The organism is Enhygromyxa salina (assembly GCF_000737335.2).
In the GTDB taxonomy this organism is placed as follows: domain Bacteria; phylum Myxococcota_A; class Polyangia; order Nannocystales; family Nannocystaceae; genus Plesiocystis; species Plesiocystis salina_C.
Genome location: NZ_JMCC02000011.1, coordinates 38,342 through 54,557, shown reverse-complemented (window position 1 = coordinate 54,557; position 16,216 = coordinate 38,342). Strand labels below are relative to the sequence as shown.

Genomic DNA, 16,216 nt, shown 5'->3' with positions numbered 1-16,216 from the left:
TCTATGTCAGTCGCGGTCTGCCTCCAAGCTGATCGTTGCTCTGGACGTCCGCGGTTGATGGATCAGCTCGCAACGGCTGCGTCCAGGCGCTCGAGGCCACGCTCGAAGTCCAAGCCGATCGCGTCCTCGAAATTCATGAACACGCCAACCAGCTCGACCAGCTCGACCAGCTAGACATGGCGCGCGGAGCATACCGCGGCCCGTGGAGTGATGGCACGTGATCACCCGCAACGGCGGCCGCTTGAACGGGTCCGCGGGCACAGGTACGCGACGAGTCCCGCGTGGCGCAGACGTCTCGCTCGCGGCGGTATAGGTTGCGGGCAGCCATGATCTACCCCCACACCAACGAGACACAGACCCGCTGGGACCGCGGTGAGTACAAAGTCCAACTCAACCTCCCCAACAACCCGCGGCCGATGGGATTTTGCGATGGCTCGGCGGCCGACCTCGCGGAGCTCGAAGCGATCGCGCAAGCAGAGGGCGCAGGCGGGACGCGGATCGAGAAGAAGGTGCTCAAGACGGGTCGCGAGATCTGGACGCTGTACGGCGAAGAGTGAGAGCCGGCCGCCTTTAATGATGCTCGAGGTAGGCCGCGATCACGACCTCGAGCCCCCAGATGTACGGCAGCGATCGCAGCTGCGCCCGACTGACCACGGCGCCGCGCTCACCCTCCAACACGGGCGCGCGCTCGAGCAGGTCGATCTGCGCGTTGGTGATCTGGACCTCGAACAGCGAGTAGGCGAAGCCGGTTGGACCGACGACGTGTTCGCCGACCAAGCTTGGACCGACGGCGAGTAGCTCGTGGGCCGCGTCTTCGAGCTCCTCGACGAGCTCGCGCGCGAGCGCCTGCGCGGGGGCTTCATCGGGCTCACACGCGCCGCCGAACAGGCTGTAGGCCAGGGGGTAGTGGGGGTAGCTCGCGTCCTTTTGCTGGACGTAGAAGCGAGTGCGTGCGTGGTTGCTGACGATCAGGCCGACGCCGTGGTGCGCGTGCGTGGTCATCCGCGGGCTCAGGGATTCCCCGCGCATTCCGACACGCTGTTACCCGGCGGGCTGCAAGTGTCGAGACCCATCTGGTCGACGACGCTGGGCAGGCAGCCGTTGAGCTCGACCCGGATGTAGAAGTCCATCTTGCACCAATACGGGCTCGCTGGTGGGTCGCACGCGGGCTCGGGTATGCAGCCGTCGTAGACCGGATCCTCGACGCAGTACCCGTCGCTTGGGTCATTGAGGAGCGGCTCCATCGGCTCGTAGTACACCCCCAGGCAGCCGTCGGTTGTCTCGCACTTCGCGGGGCCGAGTCCCATGCACGGCATGTCGTTGCCGGTCTCGGACGAGCCGGTGTCGGTCTCGGTGGTGCCGTCGCCGTCGCCGTCGCCCGGGCCGGAGTCGCCGTCGCCGTTGTCCGTGCTCGAGTCGCCGTCGCCGGAGTCGCCGTCGCCGTCGCCCGCGTCCAGGTCCCCGCCACGGGTCTCACTCGTTGCTTGCCCGTCGTCGTTGCCATCGCCAGCGCTCAGCCGCGATTCGTCAAAGGCCGGGTTGTCGAGCAAGCAGCCAGCGAGCACCAAGGCCACGATCGGGAAACACGAGCACCGCCAACGTCGCCATGCCATGACGGTAGTCTACCAGGCCGGCGAGCGCGCCGACGCGGGGACTCGATGCACTACTGCTCAAAGCTCGTCTCGAAGTCGATGTTCGGCGTCCCAACGGCGCGGATGTCCGCGAGCGTGTCACGGGCGAAGCCACGGCCTGGCCAACGGATCATGCCCTTCGACCGATAAAACAGCTCCTCGCCCAGCGCCTGATGGTGACGGTCATGAAGACTGGACAAGCACGAGCGCAGACCGTTTGTGCCCCCGAACAGCTCTCCGTGGAGGTAGCGACGATCACCCGAGAGGGTCGGGGCGAGGCGCACCCAGTGGTTCAGCAGCGCCTCGGCAGTCTTCGCCCCGTTCGGGGGCCGGCCGATCACATAGCTCAGCGCGCTCGCGGCCAGCTTGTCACCGCGCGTGTCTTGCAGACGCCGGGCGGCGAGCGCAGCGGCGGCTTTGCGTCCCGAACGGCACAGCCGCCACAGACCCTCACCTTCGGCGTTGGTGGGCCGCTGCATCAGCGCTGCGAGGTCGCTCGCGCTTCCAAGGCTGGCGACGAGCTCGGTCGCCCGAGGGCACCCGTGCGCGTTGGCGAGCTGGCGGCATCGGCCCCAGGCGCTCGACTCACGATCGAACAGCGCCAGCTCGACGGCGGCCAGGTGGCGCGGGCGGTCGCGCGTGTCGACGAGGTGCGGGGCGGCGGCGCTTCGGCGCAGCTCGGGGTCGCCGTGGTACCTGGCGAGCTCGAGTCCACGCACGAGCAGCTTGGGATCATCTTCGGCCAACAGCTCGCGCAGCAATTCGGACCCGGGATCGAGGCGCCGGCTGTCGAGCAGCGTGAGCCAGTACCCTCGATTGTCTGCGTCCGCGCGCGCGCGCTCGCACAACCAGCCGTCGACTTGCCGCCCTCGCCACAACGACAGCGCCTGGTGGGGCGCCAGCGCGGCCGCTGGACCGCCCAGAACCCGATCGATGAGCCGCAGCGCGTGGGTCTCGTCGCGCTGCAGCAGCGCCAGCGCGGCGACTTCGTGGCAAAGCCCGCCGCGCTCGTCTCGAGTCAACGCGGGTTCGAGCACCGCCGCGATGGCTTCGTCGCAGGTGGTCGCCATGTCGGCGAGGGTCTCGAGCAGCAGCTGCTCTGGACCCTTGGCGAGGTGCTCGAGCGTGAGCGTGTCTCGCTCTCGCAGCCACCGGGCAAACAACCGCTGCGCGACATCGAGCTGGATCCGCAGTCCGTCGATCGCCAGTCTGGTGGTCGGGGAGATCTGCGGCGCCGCCGGGAGCGGGGCCTCGGCCGGGCGCTCGGGATCGGGCGCCCGGCTTGGAAGCTGGGGGCTTGGAAGCTGGGGTCGCGCGAGCAGGGTCTCGCGCACCGGCAACTCGCCCCCCGCGAACGCGACCGGCCGTGAGCGCGCGTGCTCGCGGGGAGCGGCGCCCGCTGTTGAGAGTCGTTGTGCGAGTGAGCGTTGGTGAGCCGCGGCGAAGATCTCTTCGCGCGAGACATGGCTGGTGGGCTCGACCTCGACGCCAACCCACGGCGATCGCGACTCGGGCGCAGCGAGTGTGCGGCGCTCGGAGGATCTCAGCCCAGGGTGTTGGTGGCGAAAGACCAGATACGCGAGGCCGAGACACCCAGCCGTTCCGAGCAGGCAGAGCAGGGCGAGTGCGACGTGAAACATGGCGACTCACGACGCTACGCTCGCACCCTCGCCGCTGCAACGGGGTCACAGCGGATCCGGTCCGAACGAAACCCGGCGCGGACGCAGGGTGTGCCTGTCTAGGCCTAGGCCTGAGCCTTCATCTGCGCCTGAACCACGGTCAGCGCGACCATGTGCACGATCGCGTCGATCGAGCAGTCCCGCTCCAGCACCGAGATTGGCTTGGCCATACCCAGCAACACCGGCCCGACCGCCGGCACGTCGCCAAGCTCGCGGATCAACTTGTAGGCCACGTTTCCGGCCTCGAGGTTCGGGAAGATCAGCACGTTCGCCGGCCCATCCAAGCGCGTGAACGGGTAGCTGTGTTTTTGCAGGTTGTAGTCCAGCGCGACGTTGGCCTGCAGGTCACCCTCGACCTTCAGATCCGGCCGCCGGCTGGTCAGGATCTTGGTCGCGAGGGCGACCTTGTCGCTGGTGTCACCCTTGGCCGAGCCAAAGTTCGAGTAGCTCAACATCGCGACCCGCGGGGTCACGTCAAAGGTGTTCTTGGCCGAGTCGGCGACCAATTCTGCGACGTCGGCGAGCTGCTCGGCGTTGGTGTCCAAGTTGACGGTTGTGTCGGCGAAGAACAACAACCCGCGTTTGTGCAGCATCAGGTACATGCCGGCCACCCGGCGGATGCCCGGCGCGAGCCCGATGATCTGCAGCGCGGGGCGGATCGTCTCGGGGTACGAATACTGGATCCCCGAGACCAGCCCGTCGGCGTCGCCGCGCTCGACCATCATGGTCCCAAAGAAATTGTTGCGGCGCATGACCGTGAGCGCGAAGTGGGGGTCCACGCCCTTGCGTTGGCGCCGCTCGTAGAATTGCGTGGCGTAGTCTTGCAGGCGCGGATCCGTCTGCGGGTTGATGATCTCGTACGCGCCGTCCTCGAGGTCGATGTCTTGCTTGGACATGAGCTCGCGGATCTTGTCCACGTCGCCGAGCAAGATCGGCCGACCCATGCGCTCGTCGATCATGATCCGGCAAGCCTCGAGGATCCGTGGATCCTCACCCTCGGGGAACACCAGCGTCTTGGGCTGCTTCTGCGCGCGGCGGGTGAACCGACGCATGACGGCGGTGCTGCCACCAAGCAGGGTCCGCATGCGCTCGCGGTAGGCCGGCTCGTCAAACGGGATCTGGGCCACCCCACACTCGACCGCGGCCTTGGCCACGGCGGGCGCGACCCACTGGATCACCCGCGGATCAAAGGGCTTGGGAATGATGTAGTTGCGGCCAAAGCTGAAGTCTTCGTTGTAGGCCCGGCTGACGATCTCGGGCACGTCCTTGCGGGCGAGGTCGGCCAGCGCGTGGGCGGCCGCCAGCTTCATCTCTTCGGTGATCGAGGTCGCGTGGACATCGAGCGCCCCGCGGAAGATGCCCGGGAACCCGAGCACGTTGTTGACCTGGTTGTCGTGGTCGCTGCGCCCGGTGGCCACGATCGCGTCGGGCCGGGCCTTGCGGGCTTCCTCGTAGGGGATCTCGGGCTCGGGGTTGGCCAGCGCGAACACGATCGGATCCTTGTTCATGCCGGCCAGCATCTCGGGCTTGACGAGCCCGCCAACCGACAGCCCAAGCAACATGTCGGCGCCGTCGAGGGCCTCAGCCAGGGTCCGCTTGTCGGTCTCGCGGGCGAACTCTTGCTTGGTCGCGTCGAGGTTGTCGCGGCCGGTGTGGATGACGCCCTTGCTGTCGCACATCATCAGGTTCTTGGGGTTGACCCCAAGCGAGACGTAGAAGCGAGAGCAGGACACCGCCGAGGCCCCGGCCCCGCTGACGACGATCTTGATGTCCTCGAGCTTGCGCCCGGTCAGCTCCGCGGCGTTGAGCAGGGCCGCCCCCGAGATGATCGCGGTGCCGTGCTGATCATCGTGGAACACCGGGATCTTCATGCGCTTCTTGAGCTCTTGCTCGATGTAGAAGCACTCGGGCGCGCCGATGTCCTCGAGGTTGATCCCGCCAAAGGTTGGCTCGAGCGCGGCCACGCAGGCGATGAACGCGTCGGGGTCTTTCTTCGCGTCGATCTCGAGATCGAACACGTCGATGTCGGCGAACTTCTTGAACAGCACACCCTTGCCCTCCATCACCGGCTTTGACGCGAGCGGGCCGATGTCGCCAAGCCCGAGCACCGCGGTGCCGTCGGTGATCACCGCGACCAAGTTCGCGCGCGCGGTGTAGAGATTGACCTTGCTCGGATCCTTCGCGATCTCGAGGCAGGGCTCGGCGACGCCGGGCGAGTAAGCGAGCGACAGGTCGCGCTGACTCGTCAGCGGCTTGGTGGGGACGACGGCGATCTTTCCGGGCCGTCCTTGGGTGTGGTAGTCGAGGGCTTCCTTGCGCGTGAGCTTGGCCATCTGCGGCGCAGTCTATCAGGCCGGTGACTGCCGCCGCGGGCGGTACAGCGCCGAGCCGTGCCCAGCCGGGTGAGCTTACTTCCCGCGGAATTTGGGGAGCGAGCGGCGCTTGGCCTTGGTTTCGTCGCGGACACGCAAGGGTTGGGTCTGCATCACTTGACCGCCCAGCAACCCAAGGCCTGCGAACAGGGTCGTGGGCAGCTGGAGATCCAGGCGCTTGGCGATCGTCCGCATGTGCTCGAGGATGTCGCTTGGCGGCTCGAGCCGGGGCGTGACCGCGTCTTCGGCCTTGGGGTGGTCGACCCTGCACCAGCTGGGATCGGTGATCGCGTGGTGCATGCGGCAGGTCAGCGGTCGCCGGGCATAGATCCGGCAGCGCTGGTCCGCGTCGAGAAACATGCACGGGCGCCCGGCCTGGCGATAGCCCAGCTGCGCGCGCGCGTACGTGGGGCTGTCGGAGCGGACCACGGTCTCGCCCGGCGCCTCGTTCGCGAGCAGGGCCATGAACGCGTCGGAAAGATCGCACGCGAGGTTGTGGAGCGTAGCGAAGTCCTCGAACTCGCGGTAGCTGGCGTAGATCGCCAACAGCTCCACGGCCTGCACCCCGGTGGGGACGTCGTGGCAGCACGCCGAGCAGCCGGCCTGACATTGAACCGCGAGCGTGCGCGGCCCCGTCGTCATGGCCTGCACGTAGGCGTCGTACGAGGCGAGGGCCTGATCCCACAGGGGCAAGAACTGGGCGGGGAGCGTGCGGGTGCGCTTGACGTCTTCGAGGCCGGGGAGCTCGGCGAGCTGCTCGAGGGCGTCGTCCATGGCGAGCAAGTGATCCGAAGCCCGCTCGGCGACCTCGCGGGAGACCGAGACGTCGAGCTTGCGGCGACGCAGCAGCTTGTCGAACAGCCGGGGCACGGACCGGGTTTGGCATTGGCGCGTGCACGCTGCAAGCCCCGTGGCGCGGCGGAAACTAAGCGTCCCACACTGCAGCCAACCAGGCGTATAATCTGGGGCGGCGACCTCAAATGCTCCCGATCCACATCTTTGACGGCTCCGAGCGCTACCTGCTGGTCCGCGGCGGCACCAAGCTGGGCAACGCCGCCGATCAGGTCGAGCCCGGTCGCGCGCGGGCGTTGCTCGAGGTCGCGCTGCGGCGCCAAGATCCCCAGCTGATCCAGCGGCTGTCCGTGCTGCTCAACCTTCGCGACGAAGAGCCCCGAGACGTCGCCGCCCAGGCGCTCGCACGGGTCGCCGGGATCGCGGCGAGCGGCGGCGACCTGATGCTGTTGCGCGCCCGCCAAGCCGAGGTCCAGCGGGTCCTGTCTCCCAAGGCGATCGAGGTCGAGGCCCCGCGGCTCGAGGCGCCGGCCGAGGAGGTGGAAGAAGAGACCCCGCCGCTCGCCAAGACGACCATTCGCGTCAGCCTGTTCTTCGACGGCACCGCCAACAACCGCGCGAACACCCGCGATCGGCTGCGCAACAACGCCACCTACCAAGACAACGTCGGCGAGGGCAGCTTCGAGAACGACTACACCAACGTGTCGCGGCTCGAGACCCTGCTGATCGGCGACTCCAACTTCGAGCACTCGTACTCGATCTACGTAGAGGGCATCGGCACCCAGAACCACCAGGGCGACTCGAACTACGGGATGGGGACCGGGCTTGGCGACACCGGGGTCGTCGCCAAGGTCCAGGCCGGTGTTCGGGAGCTGCTGCGGGGCATCCGCGAGCTCGGGCTCGCGAGCGGTGTCATCATCGAGCGCATCCACCTCGACGCGTTCGGGTTCAGCCGCGGGGCCGCGGGCGCGCGCCACTTCGTCCACGACGTGCTCAACGGCGACAACCCGCTGCAGCCCAGGATCGAAGCCCTTGGCCACACCGTCGAGCTGCTCGAGGTCAATTTTGTCGGGTTGTTCGACACCGTCGCTTCCTACGGCGTCAAGCACACCAACGACACCGCAGACCTCAACCTCGACGCGGTCCGCTCGGCCAAGAAGGTCGTGCAGCTCGCAGCCGCCGAAGAGCACCGGGCCAACTTCCGGCTGACCAACATCGCCAGCGCGATCGGTGCGGGGGTCGGGGTCGAGATCTACATGCCGGGGGTCCACTCGGACGTTGGCGGCGGCTACCGGGACAACTCCGAAGAGGTCGGCCTGCAGATCCTGGACTTCGATCAGTTCTCCAACGACGCGCTGGAGCGTCGGTTCGCGCGTGAGCGCGCGTGGCTGATCGACTCGGGCTGGTATCGGGCCAGCGAGATCGCCGAGGTCAATTTCTGGAACGAGCTCAAGGTGACCCGCCGGGGGATCCGCAACGGCTACAACCGGATCCCGCTCAAGCACATGGCGGACTTTGCAACGGAGACGGGGCTGACCTTCGAGTCGGTCACCGCCCACCACCCGATCCCAGGCGCGCTCGCAGAGATCTACGCCACCGTCAACGCCCACGTCGCGGCCCACCTCGCTGGCACGGCCTCGACCGCCGAGCACTGGATCAACATGCGGACGCCGGCCTACCGGCGGCTGCGCCACGACTACCTGCACTTCTCGGCCTCCTACGGCGGGTTCAACCAGCCGCAGTTCAGCGCTGGCGGGGCCATGAGCGGTCGGCGTCAGCGCATCGTGCAAGCTGGCTGAGCCATGACAACGCCTGGATCATCGGACACCTTCGAGTGGCTCCCGACCGAGTGCGCGGACGAGCGCTATCCCATGCAGTTGATCGCGGGCCAGGCGGAGTGGGCCGGCGACAGCGTGCGGGTCCCGTCCGGCAAGATCGTCAACAACGGCTGGGGCGAGATCGGCTCGCGGCACTTGGTGGGTGAGCCGCAAAAGCCCGTGCCCGCGCGCGTCACCCTGGCGTGGTTCTCGTACACCGAAGATCAATTTTTCGCGGGCACCCTCGAGCTCCCCCACGCCGAGCTGACGGCGCTGTTTCGGGCCGGCTTCAAGGACCCGCTGACGGGCAACCGGGCCAGCTGGGACAAGCTCATCGTCGGGATGGGGCTGGGCGGTTGGACCAGTGCGTGGTTGGCCGGCAGCGGGCACGTGCGAGCGGTCGCCAGCGCGCAGCTCGAGCCGACCCAGCGCGACTGGTCGGAGGTCCTGGACAACCCCGACATCTCGCGGGCCACCTTCATCGGCTCGAAGCTGCGCGCGCGGCTGAGCGACGCCCAGCTGCGGGCCCACGCCAAGCACGGTCCACCGGTGTCGGCGTGGCCAAAGTACGCGCGGCGCTATCGCTGGCGGCTCCACGTCGAGGGCGTGCAGGTGCCGTTGCACGTGTCCATGCGCAGCTTCAACGGCGAGCGCGACACCTACGACTTCGCCCGGCAGCCGCCGCCCGACGAGCTGCACACCGTGCCCAAGCAGCTGCAGATCACCTGGCTGACCCGCGGCGCGGGCAAGCTGCTGACCAAGATCGCCCTGGATGAACAAGAGGTGTTTGGCGCGTTCGACAAGGCGTGCACGGCGGGCGCGGACACGCCAACGCCCACGCTGCGGATCGAGCTTGGTCCGCGCAATCGGGTCTCGATCTCGGTCGGACCGAAGGACGGCCCGATCTCGCTCACGCGGGCGAAGATCGAGCTGCTGAGCCTGCCCGAATAGGTGGCGGCGAGCGGCTCTCGAGGCCCAGGCTCCCCCTCGGCAGGCGCCTGCCACGGCTGTTGACCAGACCCTGCTAGGGTCTCCGACAGCACCCACTCTCGGCGCCTGCAAGGGCGACATGCGCCTGGTGGAGGTCATCAATGACAGCGACAAGATCGCGCGCGCCATCGCCGAAGCTGGACTCGGGCCGAGGCCCCCGCCGCGACCGCGACCCACCCCGCCAGGCCAACTCTTGCTCGACCTCTGTGGCCTCGCGGAGAGCCTCTCGTGCGTGACGAAACTAGCGAGAGGGTTGCGCTGTGCGCGCGGCGTCGAGGTTGGTGCGTCGGCGGCCGTAAGCGCCGGCCTCGAGCGCCACCCATCCCCATTCACACGATCGGCCACTATGACGACTTCGGCCCCCTGGTCGATCGGCTCGATGGCGACGAGGACATGTCGATGGCGTCGGCGTCCGGTGCTTCGTAGACTGGGTACCGTGACCGATGCCGCGCGCACAATCCTCGACCAGGCGCTCTCGCTGGCAGACGAGGAGCGCCTGCGCCTCGCTGAGGCCCTGTTCGACAGTCTCCCGGCCGACGCCCAGGAGCAGATCGATCGGGCCTGGCGGGATGAGGTTCTGCGCCGCATGGGTCAGGTTCGTCGGGGCGAGGTCGAACTCGAGTCCTGGGAAGACGTCCGCCAGGCCGGACGCGAGGCCCTCGCACGCTGATGCAGCTCCGCTTCCACCCTCTCGCCCGCGTCGAGTACGTGGAGGCGATCGTCTACCTCGAGCAGCGCCGCGAGGGCTACGGCGAGCGCTTCGAGGCTGAGGTCGACGCCGCCCTCGACCGCGCCCGACACTTCCCCCGAAGCGGCGCCCAGGTCCCCGACTTCCCGTCCCAGGTGGATGTGCGCGCGTTCCCGCTGCGAGTCTTCCGCTACACGTTGATGGTGGGCTTCGAGGGTGACAGCGCCGTGGTCTACGCCGTCGCGCACCAGCAGCGCCGGCCGGGCTATTGGAAGGACCGTGCCTGACTGCGAGTTCCGGAGACACTTGGGCACCGATTCCGGGGCCCACTTGGGTCGTCGACGGGTTCTCTCGGCAGCCGTGACCCGCACTGTCATCATCGAGCCCGAGGCCCACGAAGATCGACTCTAGTCAGCGGCGAGCCGCTCCGAAGGCGGCAACCATCTCGTGGAGCGCGGACCGACGCAGCGGTACGCGCCCGAGTTCACGTTTGCTACTGCTGGAAGCAGTAGAGCGCCGCTGTCAGGTTGCAGGTTGACTGCCCGCACGCTGACCAGGTTCCGTCGACAAACGCGGTCGTGCGTCCGACCGTGCCGGTCGAGTTCACGGAGCTCGACGTGAAGTTGTTGCACTTGCCGCCGGAGGCCATGCCGCTGGCGCCGGTTCCCGTCCAGACGTTGCGCACGCTGCCGGCACACGAGATGCCCGTGTTGATCGACATGCCCCCGAACTCGGTCCGGGCGATCGCGGCGTCGAGGTTGCCGTCGGCGAGGTCGAGCGAGTTGTCGGCGATCTTGGTCCCGGTCACGAGCAGGTAGGGCAGGTTCGTGGGCGTGAAGCGGCTGAAGGGGGAGCCCCCGTCGGTCGAGAGCCACGCCATGTAGGTGCCTGGCAAGTCGGCGGCCTGTGCTCGCGCGTTGCAGATCGCGTCGGCGCCAAGCAGCCCGCCGAGGTTGCCGTTGTACTGGGTGCTGGTCGCAAACACCCAGCGTTGCTCGAACTCACAGATCGCCGAGCAGGTGTCGCCGTCGATCAGGTTGCCGTCGTCGCACTGTTCACCGGGTTGCACGAAGCCGTCGCCGCACGCTGCGTCGGCGCAGGTGTTCGTGCAGCTGTCGGTGTTGTCGTTGTTGCCGTCGTCGCAGTCCTCGACAAACGCGTGGACATAGCCGTCGCCGCAGGTTGCGTAGATGCAGTTGACGCAGACGTCGGTGTTGACGTTGTTGCCGTCGTCACACTCTTCCATGCCCTCGTGAACGGCCCCGTCGCCGCAAAACGCGTTGGTGCACATGTTGGTGCAGTCGTCGGTGTCGACGTTGTTGCCGTCATCACACTCCTCTACACCCTGGTGGAGGAACGAGTCGCCACACGCGGCGAACTCGCACGCCGACGTGCAGTCGTCGGTGTCGATCATGTTGCCGTCATCGCAGTCTTCGACGCCCGCCTGGACAAACATGTCACCGCAGGTCGCGACGGCGCACAAGCTGGTGCACGCGTCGGTGTCGAGGTCGTTGCCGTCGTCGCAAGCCTCGCCCGGTTGGATCACGCCGTCGCCACAGCCCTCGAGCTCGCACACGCTGGAGCAGCCGTCGTTGTTGTCGGTGTTGCCGTCGTCGCAGCCCTCGACGCCCTCGTGCACGAAGCCGTCGCCGCAGGTGGCCATGATGCACGACGCCGTGCAGGCGTCGGTGTCGATCATGTTGCCGTCGTCGCACTCCTCGCCGGGGTCGACCATGTTGTCACCGCAAAAGGGGTCTGGGTCGCCATCGCCGTCGCCGTCGCCGTCGCCGTCGCCATCTCCATCACCGTCGCCGTCGCCGTCGCCATCTCCATCACCATCTCCATCACCATCGCCGTCGCCGTCGCCGTCGCCATCGCCTGGGTCGCCGTCGCCGTCGCCATCGCCGTCGCCGTCGCCGTCGCCTGGGTCGCCATCGCCATCGCCGTCGCCGTCGCCGTCGCCGTCGCCGTCGCCGTCACCAGTCGTGTCCAAGGCCGAGCTGGTGCCTTCGATGATCGTGTCAGCGGTGCAAGACGCGACGAGCGAGCAGAGCAGTGAGCCGGTCAGGAGGGAGCGAAAAGAAAGCTGTTTCATGGCTGCGCCTATGCCCAGGTTTACCACGCCTGTCCAGCAAAACGACGAACCAAGATCCGCGGCGATGGCTCGTCGCGCCTGCGCTCAGCCCGAGTTCACAACCCGAGCAGGGACGCCGCGTTGTCGTGGAAGATCATCTGCTGTTCGGCTGCGCGAAACCCCAAGCCCTCGACGTCGTCGATCGCCTCGCTGGGCGTGCGGGAGAAGGGGTAATCTGATCCAAAGAGCACCCGATCCATGCCGATCGCGCGGGCGACAAACGCCAGCTGTTCAGCGTAGGGCGAGCGGGTGTACATGCGCGCGACGCCGGACAGCTCGACCCAGATGTTGTTCTGAAACCAGGTGTACTGGCTCAACATCGACAGCAGGAGCAGGTCATGGAACTTGGTCCCCCCCATGTGCGCGAGGACCAGCTGCGCGTCAGGGTTCTTCGCGGCGAGCATGATGTAGGGCCCGAGATCGCTCGCGTTGAACAGCCCGGAGAAGTCAAAGAGGATCGGCAGGCCCAGCTCGCCGGCCTTGTGCACGACGGCGTTGACCTCCGGGCTGGCAAGATCGAGCTGCTGGGTGTTTGGATGGAGCTTGAGCATGGCGAACCCGAGCTGCTCGATCCGCGTGAGCTCGGCGAGGGCGTCGTCGCCATCCGCGGGGTGCACGGTGCCGATCGCAAGCAGGCGATCGGGGTGGGCGGCGACGAGCGCGGCGAGCTGATCGTTGAGCTCCCGCGTCCGCTGGATGCCGGGGGTTGGCGCGATGACGATGACGCCGACTCGCTCGAGCCGTGGGTCCTCGAGCAGCGCGAGCAGCTGCTCGGGGTTGCCGCCGCCGTGCGCGAGCTCGCCGCTCTGCTCGTCAAACAACACGTGGGTGTGCAGATCGATGACCGGACCTTCGTAGCGCGCTTGCTCAGGCGTGCGCGCCGACGCGGGCCCGCTGTTGCCCACGCTGGGGGAGACGCAGGACACGCTCAGGCCAAGGCCGAGCGTGCACACCCAGACGGCGGCGCATCGCATGCAGCCGCGCTCCTAGCATGGAGACTTTGGGGCCACAACCGCGGGTGCCCGCGAGACCACGCGATCGTGGATCTCGAGCAAGACGTCGACGCCAACCTGCATCGTATGCAAGGCGCTCAGCCCGATCATGCTCTCGTGCGCGCGGGTGAGCGGCAGCTCATTGATGAGATCATAGAATTCGCGGCGGTGTCGAAGATCTAGCACTGCGTGCCGAGCGATCGCTCGAAACGCCGACTTGGGATAGCCGGTCAGCCCTTGCAGACGCTCCGCGAAGCCCGGTGGCGGCGGGTAGCTCTCGATCGCGGCGATGTGCCCGAGCAAGGCCACGGGGTGGTGATGGTGCAGCCAATAGTATTGAGCGCCGACCAAGGTCGCGATCGTGGGCGACGGAATGCCCGTGAGTGGCTCGTCGGGGTCGGCTCCAGTCGCGGCGAGATCCTCGAGCAACCATTGATCGTGGCCCGCCTCTTCGTCCCGGTGGCGCCCAAGGTATGCGGCGAGCTGGACGCCGAGCGGATCATGCTTGCCAAGCGCGAGCGCGCGATCACGGGCCGCATCCATCAGCGGCACCGCCGAGCGCACGATCATGTGCATGGCACCAAGGTAAGCTGGGTAGATCTCGCGGATCCGGGGGCTGCTCCACAGCCGCTCGGCGGCCGCACCAAAGCTTGGCGCGGCCAGTTGTAGCTTCGCAAGCAGGCGTCTTCCGGGGCTGTGCATGGGGTTCACAGGTCGTCGTCTTGTCGGAGCGACGCGATCGCGTCGAGCAAGGGGTCGCTGCCCTCGGGCATGCGCTCGAGCAGCTTCCAGCACAGATCGCAGTTGTTCGAGAATCGCTGGCTGGCGAGATCCGCAAATCGTGGATGTTGCGTCAGCACGCCAAGCCCGACGTCGCCGATCACCCGCAGCAGCGAGTCGGCGTGGAACCCGTCGGTCGCGGCGTCGAGACTGTTGTGATCGGTGGCAGCTCTACGCAGACGCGATGGACCCTTGGCCATGATCACGCTCTCGTTGCAGCAGGCCGAGACCGCGCCGTCGTAGCGGACCATCGGCGAGCGGGCCAGCGAGCAGGGGCCAAACGCGCGGCCCTCGACCCGGGCGAGGCGGCTGAACACGTTGGCGCCGCGACCGTGGGTGAGCGGCGTCACCAGGTTAATCTCGGCGTGTCGCTGCCAGTGTCGACCGAGCGCCTGCTCGAGCAGCTTGGCGGCCCGCTCTTGCTCGAGCTCGTCGTCGAGCACCTGCAGGACGATCCATGGGTTGGCGGCCGCGATCGTCTGCGCCGCGCGGACCAGGCACGCATCGTCGATCGCCTTGGCGTGAAACGCATCGGTGCTGAGGTACACACAGTCGCAACGATTGAGCACGGCGCGGATCCACTGGGGCACACGCTCGCGTGTCGCCCAGACCCCGCTCGTGAACACGACTTGACGCTTGCCCGCGTCGGCGAAGCGCTGGGTTGCGATCGACAGGCCGCGGCGCTCGACGAAGGGCTCGCCGCCAGAGATCCCGATGACCTCGAGCTTGGCGTTGGTGGCGATCCAATCGACGATCCGATCGAAGCGCTCGAAGTCGGTGATCGACGGGCTGTCGGCCCGCGAGTCGACGGAGCAGTGGCCGCAGCCAACGGGGCAGCGGTCGGTGACGAACAGCAGCATCGATCGCCCGCGCTCGGCTCGGATCGCGTCGACCTCCCGGTGCGTCAGCTTCACGGCTTGGACCCCAGCGCGATGAGGTGTGCGTAGCCACCAAGCCCCTGGCGCCCAGCAAAGCCGAGCGCGCCGGCTCTGTGGATCAGCTTGGCGGCCTCGGCCTCGACGATGCTGGTTGACGGCTTGGCCATGCGCTCGGCGACGCGAGGCGCGACCACTGGATCTTCGGGCAGGCTCATGCACGTGTCACAGTAGCCACTGCAGCCGGGCCCAGAGCCGGGCCCAGAGCCGAGTCCAGAGCCGAGTGTGGCCGCGACGTACTTGGGCCCGTACAGGCGAATCGCCCGGAGCATGGCAGACTCGAGGCTGCGCGCGCGGATCGTCGCCCAGTCGTCGACGCTCGCGTGCCCGAGCCGCAGGTGCGCCGGCCGTTGGTCGAGGGCGTCGTCATTGCCACACGCGACGATCGTCCCGTCAAAGCCGACGACTGGCCAAGCTGCCATTGCGCAGGGGTTGGCGTCGATCACCGCAGGGCGATCGGGGAGCTTGCGCGTCAACCACGCCCGCGCGCGACCGAAGGCCGCGGTCAGGTTGACGAGCATCGGGATCGTGTCGGCGTAGGTCCTGCGGACGTCGCCAATGACGTCTTCGAGGTAGGGGTCGTCAGGGCTGCGACCGACGATGTGCAGGCTCAGGTCGACGCCCTCGCCGAGCAAGGCGTCGAGCACCCGAAACACGTCGGCGCGGGCGACTTGGCGCTCGTGGAACACATCGAGGCTGACCGAGAAATGATCGACAGCCCGGATCGCGGCGAGGATCGACGGCGGGATCCGGGCCGATGACGCAAAGAACAGCCCCGAGAGCACCGACGAGCGGGTCCCCGCCTCGCGGGCCCGTTCGGCCAATTGTCTGACGAGCGTCGGACGCAAGAGCGCCTCACCGCCCGACATCGCGAGGATCTGCGGGTGGCTGTCCGGCGTGAAGGTCTTGACAAAGCGAATGAAGAGCTCGGCTGGGTGCTCTTCACTGGCCATCGTGGACGCGGTCGAGCAGTGCTCGCAAGTCAGCGGGCACCGCCGGGTCAACCCAAGCGAGACACCGGCGCAGGGCTCGGAGCGAAGTGCAAGGAGTTCAACTAAGTGCAATGTAGATCCATTGAAGTGAGACGAAGGTGCGGGAGGACGCGGAGCTGGAACCCCGCAGCGGTTCCTGCCCCGCGTTGGTCGGGCCAATGCTCGATTGGGTAGTTGCTACCAGACGAAGCCGCCGACGGTGTCAGCCGCCTGCTTGATCTTGTCTGGGAGGCCCGAGTTGAGCTTCTCCTTGATGCTGGCCAGAATCATGATCTCGTCGTCGCCGAGCATGTGCGCGCGCTCTTGTAGCTCCTTCCTGAGGGCGAGCACGTGGAGATTGCCGGACTCGAGCTTGTAGGTCCGCGCGAGCGAGGTCTGGATATCCATGTTGTTGGGTGTCTCGGCCATTGATCT

The 16,216-nt window shown here is 67.4% G+C and carries 17 protein-coding genes; 6 read left to right on the top strand and 11 right to left on the bottom strand.

Going from position 1 to position 16,216, the window contains the following annotated elements:
• Window positions 1-35 precede the first annotated feature (35 nt).
• Complete coding sequence (locus DB30_RS06035; protein ID WP_146658123.1) at window positions 36-221, top strand: hypothetical protein; 186 nt, start codon at window positions 36-38, stop codon at window positions 219-221.
• Window positions 222-326: 105 nt separating this feature from the next.
• Entirely contained in the window at window positions 327-557 is a 231-nt protein-coding gene (locus DB30_RS06030; RefSeq protein WP_052547016.1) for a hypothetical protein, read from the top strand.
• A 13-nt stretch (window positions 558-570) separates the two neighbouring features.
• On the opposite strand, the gene DB30_RS06025 is transcribed toward DB30_RS06030, so the two are convergent.
• The 5 genes from DB30_RS06025 to DB30_RS06005 all read right to left on the bottom strand — a co-directional run bounded on the left by DB30_RS06025 (window position 571) and on the right by DB30_RS06005 (window position 6,552).
• A complete protein-coding gene (locus DB30_RS06025) occupies window positions 571-1,002 on the bottom strand; it encodes an NUDIX domain-containing protein (protein ID WP_052547015.1) in 432 nt (143 codons plus the stop codon).
• Window positions 1,003-1,010: 8 nt separating this feature from the next.
• Window positions 1,011-1,613 (bottom strand): hypothetical protein, encoded by a 603-nt coding sequence (locus DB30_RS06020; protein ID WP_146658121.1) that lies wholly within the window; start codon window positions 1,611-1,613, stop codon window positions 1,011-1,013.
• A gap of 50 nt (window positions 1,614-1,663) precedes the next feature.
• Window positions 1,664-3,271 carry a hypothetical protein gene (locus DB30_RS06015; RefSeq protein ID WP_052547013.1) on the bottom strand — a complete coding sequence of 536 codons (1,608 nt, stop codon included), beginning with the start codon at window positions 3,269-3,271 and terminating at the stop codon, window positions 1,664-1,666.
• Between the two features lie 104 nt (window positions 3,272-3,375).
• On the bottom strand, window positions 3,376-5,643 hold the full coding sequence (locus tag DB30_RS06010; RefSeq protein WP_052547012.1) for an NADP-dependent malic enzyme: 2,268 nt from the start codon (window positions 5,641-5,643) through the stop codon (window positions 3,376-3,378).
• Between the two features lie 75 nt (window positions 5,644-5,718).
• Window positions 5,719-6,552 (bottom strand): YkgJ family cysteine cluster protein, encoded by an 834-nt coding sequence (locus DB30_RS06005; RefSeq protein WP_052547011.1) that lies wholly within the window; start codon window positions 6,550-6,552, stop codon window positions 5,719-5,721.
• A gap of 110 nt (window positions 6,553-6,662) precedes the next feature.
• Here DB30_RS06005 and DB30_RS06000 point away from each other — a divergent pair, with 110 nt between their 5' ends.
• From DB30_RS06000 to DB30_RS05985, 4 genes are all read left to right on the top strand, one after another.
• Window positions 6,663-8,273 (top strand): phospholipase effector Tle1 domain-containing protein, encoded by a 1,611-nt coding sequence (locus DB30_RS06000; RefSeq protein ID WP_052547010.1) that lies wholly within the window; start codon window positions 6,663-6,665, stop codon window positions 8,271-8,273.
• Window positions 8,274-8,276: 3 nt separating this feature from the next.
• Window positions 8,277-9,242 carry a DUF2931 family protein gene (locus DB30_RS05995; protein WP_052547009.1) on the top strand — a complete coding sequence of 322 codons (966 nt, stop codon included), beginning with the start codon at window positions 8,277-8,279 and terminating at the stop codon, window positions 9,240-9,242.
• Window positions 9,243-9,717: 475 nt separating this feature from the next.
• Window positions 9,718-9,951 (top strand): addiction module protein, encoded by a 234-nt coding sequence (locus tag DB30_RS05990; RefSeq protein ID WP_052547008.1) that lies wholly within the window; start codon window positions 9,718-9,720, stop codon window positions 9,949-9,951.
• Window positions 9,951-10,256, top strand: coding sequence for a type II toxin-antitoxin system RelE/ParE family toxin (locus tag DB30_RS05985; protein WP_052547007.1), 306 nt, complete (start codon window positions 9,951-9,953; stop codon window positions 10,254-10,256). The genes DB30_RS05990 and DB30_RS05985 overlap by 1 nt, the downstream gene beginning before the upstream one ends.
• A gap of 206 nt (window positions 10,257-10,462) precedes the next feature.
• Here DB30_RS05985 and DB30_RS05980 read toward each other — a convergent pair whose 3' ends face one another.
• The 6 genes from DB30_RS05980 to DB30_RS05955 all read right to left on the bottom strand — a co-directional run bounded on the left by DB30_RS05980 (window position 10,463) and on the right by DB30_RS05955 (window position 16,210).
• Window positions 10,463-12,064, bottom strand: coding sequence for a DUF4215 domain-containing protein (locus DB30_RS05980; RefSeq protein ID WP_052547006.1), 1,602 nt, complete (start codon window positions 12,062-12,064; stop codon window positions 10,463-10,465).
• 95 nt (window positions 12,065-12,159) lie between these two features.
• Window positions 12,160-13,077 (bottom strand): amidohydrolase family protein, encoded by a 918-nt coding sequence (locus DB30_RS05975; protein WP_052547005.1) that lies wholly within the window; start codon window positions 13,075-13,077, stop codon window positions 12,160-12,162.
• A gap of 12 nt (window positions 13,078-13,089) precedes the next feature.
• Window positions 13,090-13,797, bottom strand: a complete 708-nt coding sequence (locus tag DB30_RS05970) for an iron-containing redox enzyme family protein (protein ID WP_052547004.1) — start codon at window positions 13,795-13,797, stop codon at window positions 13,090-13,092.
• 5 nt (window positions 13,798-13,802) lie between these two features.
• Window positions 13,803-14,789, bottom strand: a complete 987-nt coding sequence (locus DB30_RS05965) for a radical SAM protein (RefSeq protein WP_052547003.1) — start codon at window positions 14,787-14,789, stop codon at window positions 13,803-13,805.
• Window positions 14,786-15,814: a radical SAM protein gene (locus tag DB30_RS05960; RefSeq protein ID WP_165703642.1), complete on the bottom strand. Its 1,029-nt coding sequence runs from the start codon at window positions 15,812-15,814 to the stop codon at window positions 14,786-14,788. The genes DB30_RS05965 and DB30_RS05960 overlap by 4 nt, the downstream gene beginning before the upstream one ends.
• A 165-nt stretch (window positions 15,815-15,979) precedes the next feature.
• Window positions 15,980-16,210, bottom strand: a complete 231-nt coding sequence (locus DB30_RS05955; protein ID WP_052547001.1) for a hypothetical protein — start codon at window positions 16,208-16,210, stop codon at window positions 15,980-15,982.
• Window positions 16,211-16,216: the final 6 nt, after the last annotated feature.

What these genes read in the sequence shown, in the direction of transcription:
- DB30_RS06030 (WP_052547016.1), top strand. Translation starts at nt 327, where the DNA reads ATGATCTACCCCCACACCAACGAGACACAGACCCGCTGGGACCGCGGT.
- DB30_RS06025 (WP_052547015.1), bottom strand. Translation starts at nt 1,002, where the DNA reads ATGACCACGCACGCGCACCACGGCGTCGGCCTGATCGTCAGCAACCAC.
- DB30_RS06020 (WP_146658121.1), bottom strand. Translation starts at nt 1,613, where the DNA reads ATGGCATGGCGACGTTGGCGGTGCTCGTGTTTCCCGATCGTGGCCTTG.
- DB30_RS06015 (WP_052547013.1), bottom strand. Translation starts at nt 3,271, where the DNA reads ATGTTTCACGTCGCACTCGCCCTGCTCTGCCTGCTCGGAACGGCTGGG.
- DB30_RS06010 (WP_052547012.1), bottom strand. Translation starts at nt 5,643, where the DNA reads ATGGCCAAGCTCACGCGCAAGGAAGCCCTCGACTACCACACCCAAGGA.
- DB30_RS06000 (WP_052547010.1), top strand. Translation starts at nt 6,663, where the DNA reads ATGCTCCCGATCCACATCTTTGACGGCTCCGAGCGCTACCTGCTGGTC.
- DB30_RS05995 (WP_052547009.1), top strand. Translation starts at nt 8,277, where the DNA reads ATGACAACGCCTGGATCATCGGACACCTTCGAGTGGCTCCCGACCGAG.
- DB30_RS05985 (WP_052547007.1), top strand. Translation starts at nt 9,951, where the DNA reads ATGCAGCTCCGCTTCCACCCTCTCGCCCGCGTCGAGTACGTGGAGGCG.
- DB30_RS05980 (WP_052547006.1), bottom strand. Translation starts at nt 12,064, where the DNA reads ATGAAACAGCTTTCTTTTCGCTCCCTCCTGACCGGCTCACTGCTCTGC.
- DB30_RS05975 (WP_052547005.1), bottom strand. Translation starts at nt 13,077, where the DNA reads ATGCGATGCGCCGCCGTCTGGGTGTGCACGCTCGGCCTTGGCCTGAGC.
- DB30_RS05970 (WP_052547004.1), bottom strand. Translation starts at nt 13,797, where the DNA reads ATGCACAGCCCCGGAAGACGCCTGCTTGCGAAGCTACAACTGGCCGCG.
- DB30_RS05955 (WP_052547001.1), bottom strand. Translation starts at nt 16,210, where the DNA reads ATGGCCGAGACACCCAACAACATGGATATCCAGACCTCGCTCGCGCGG.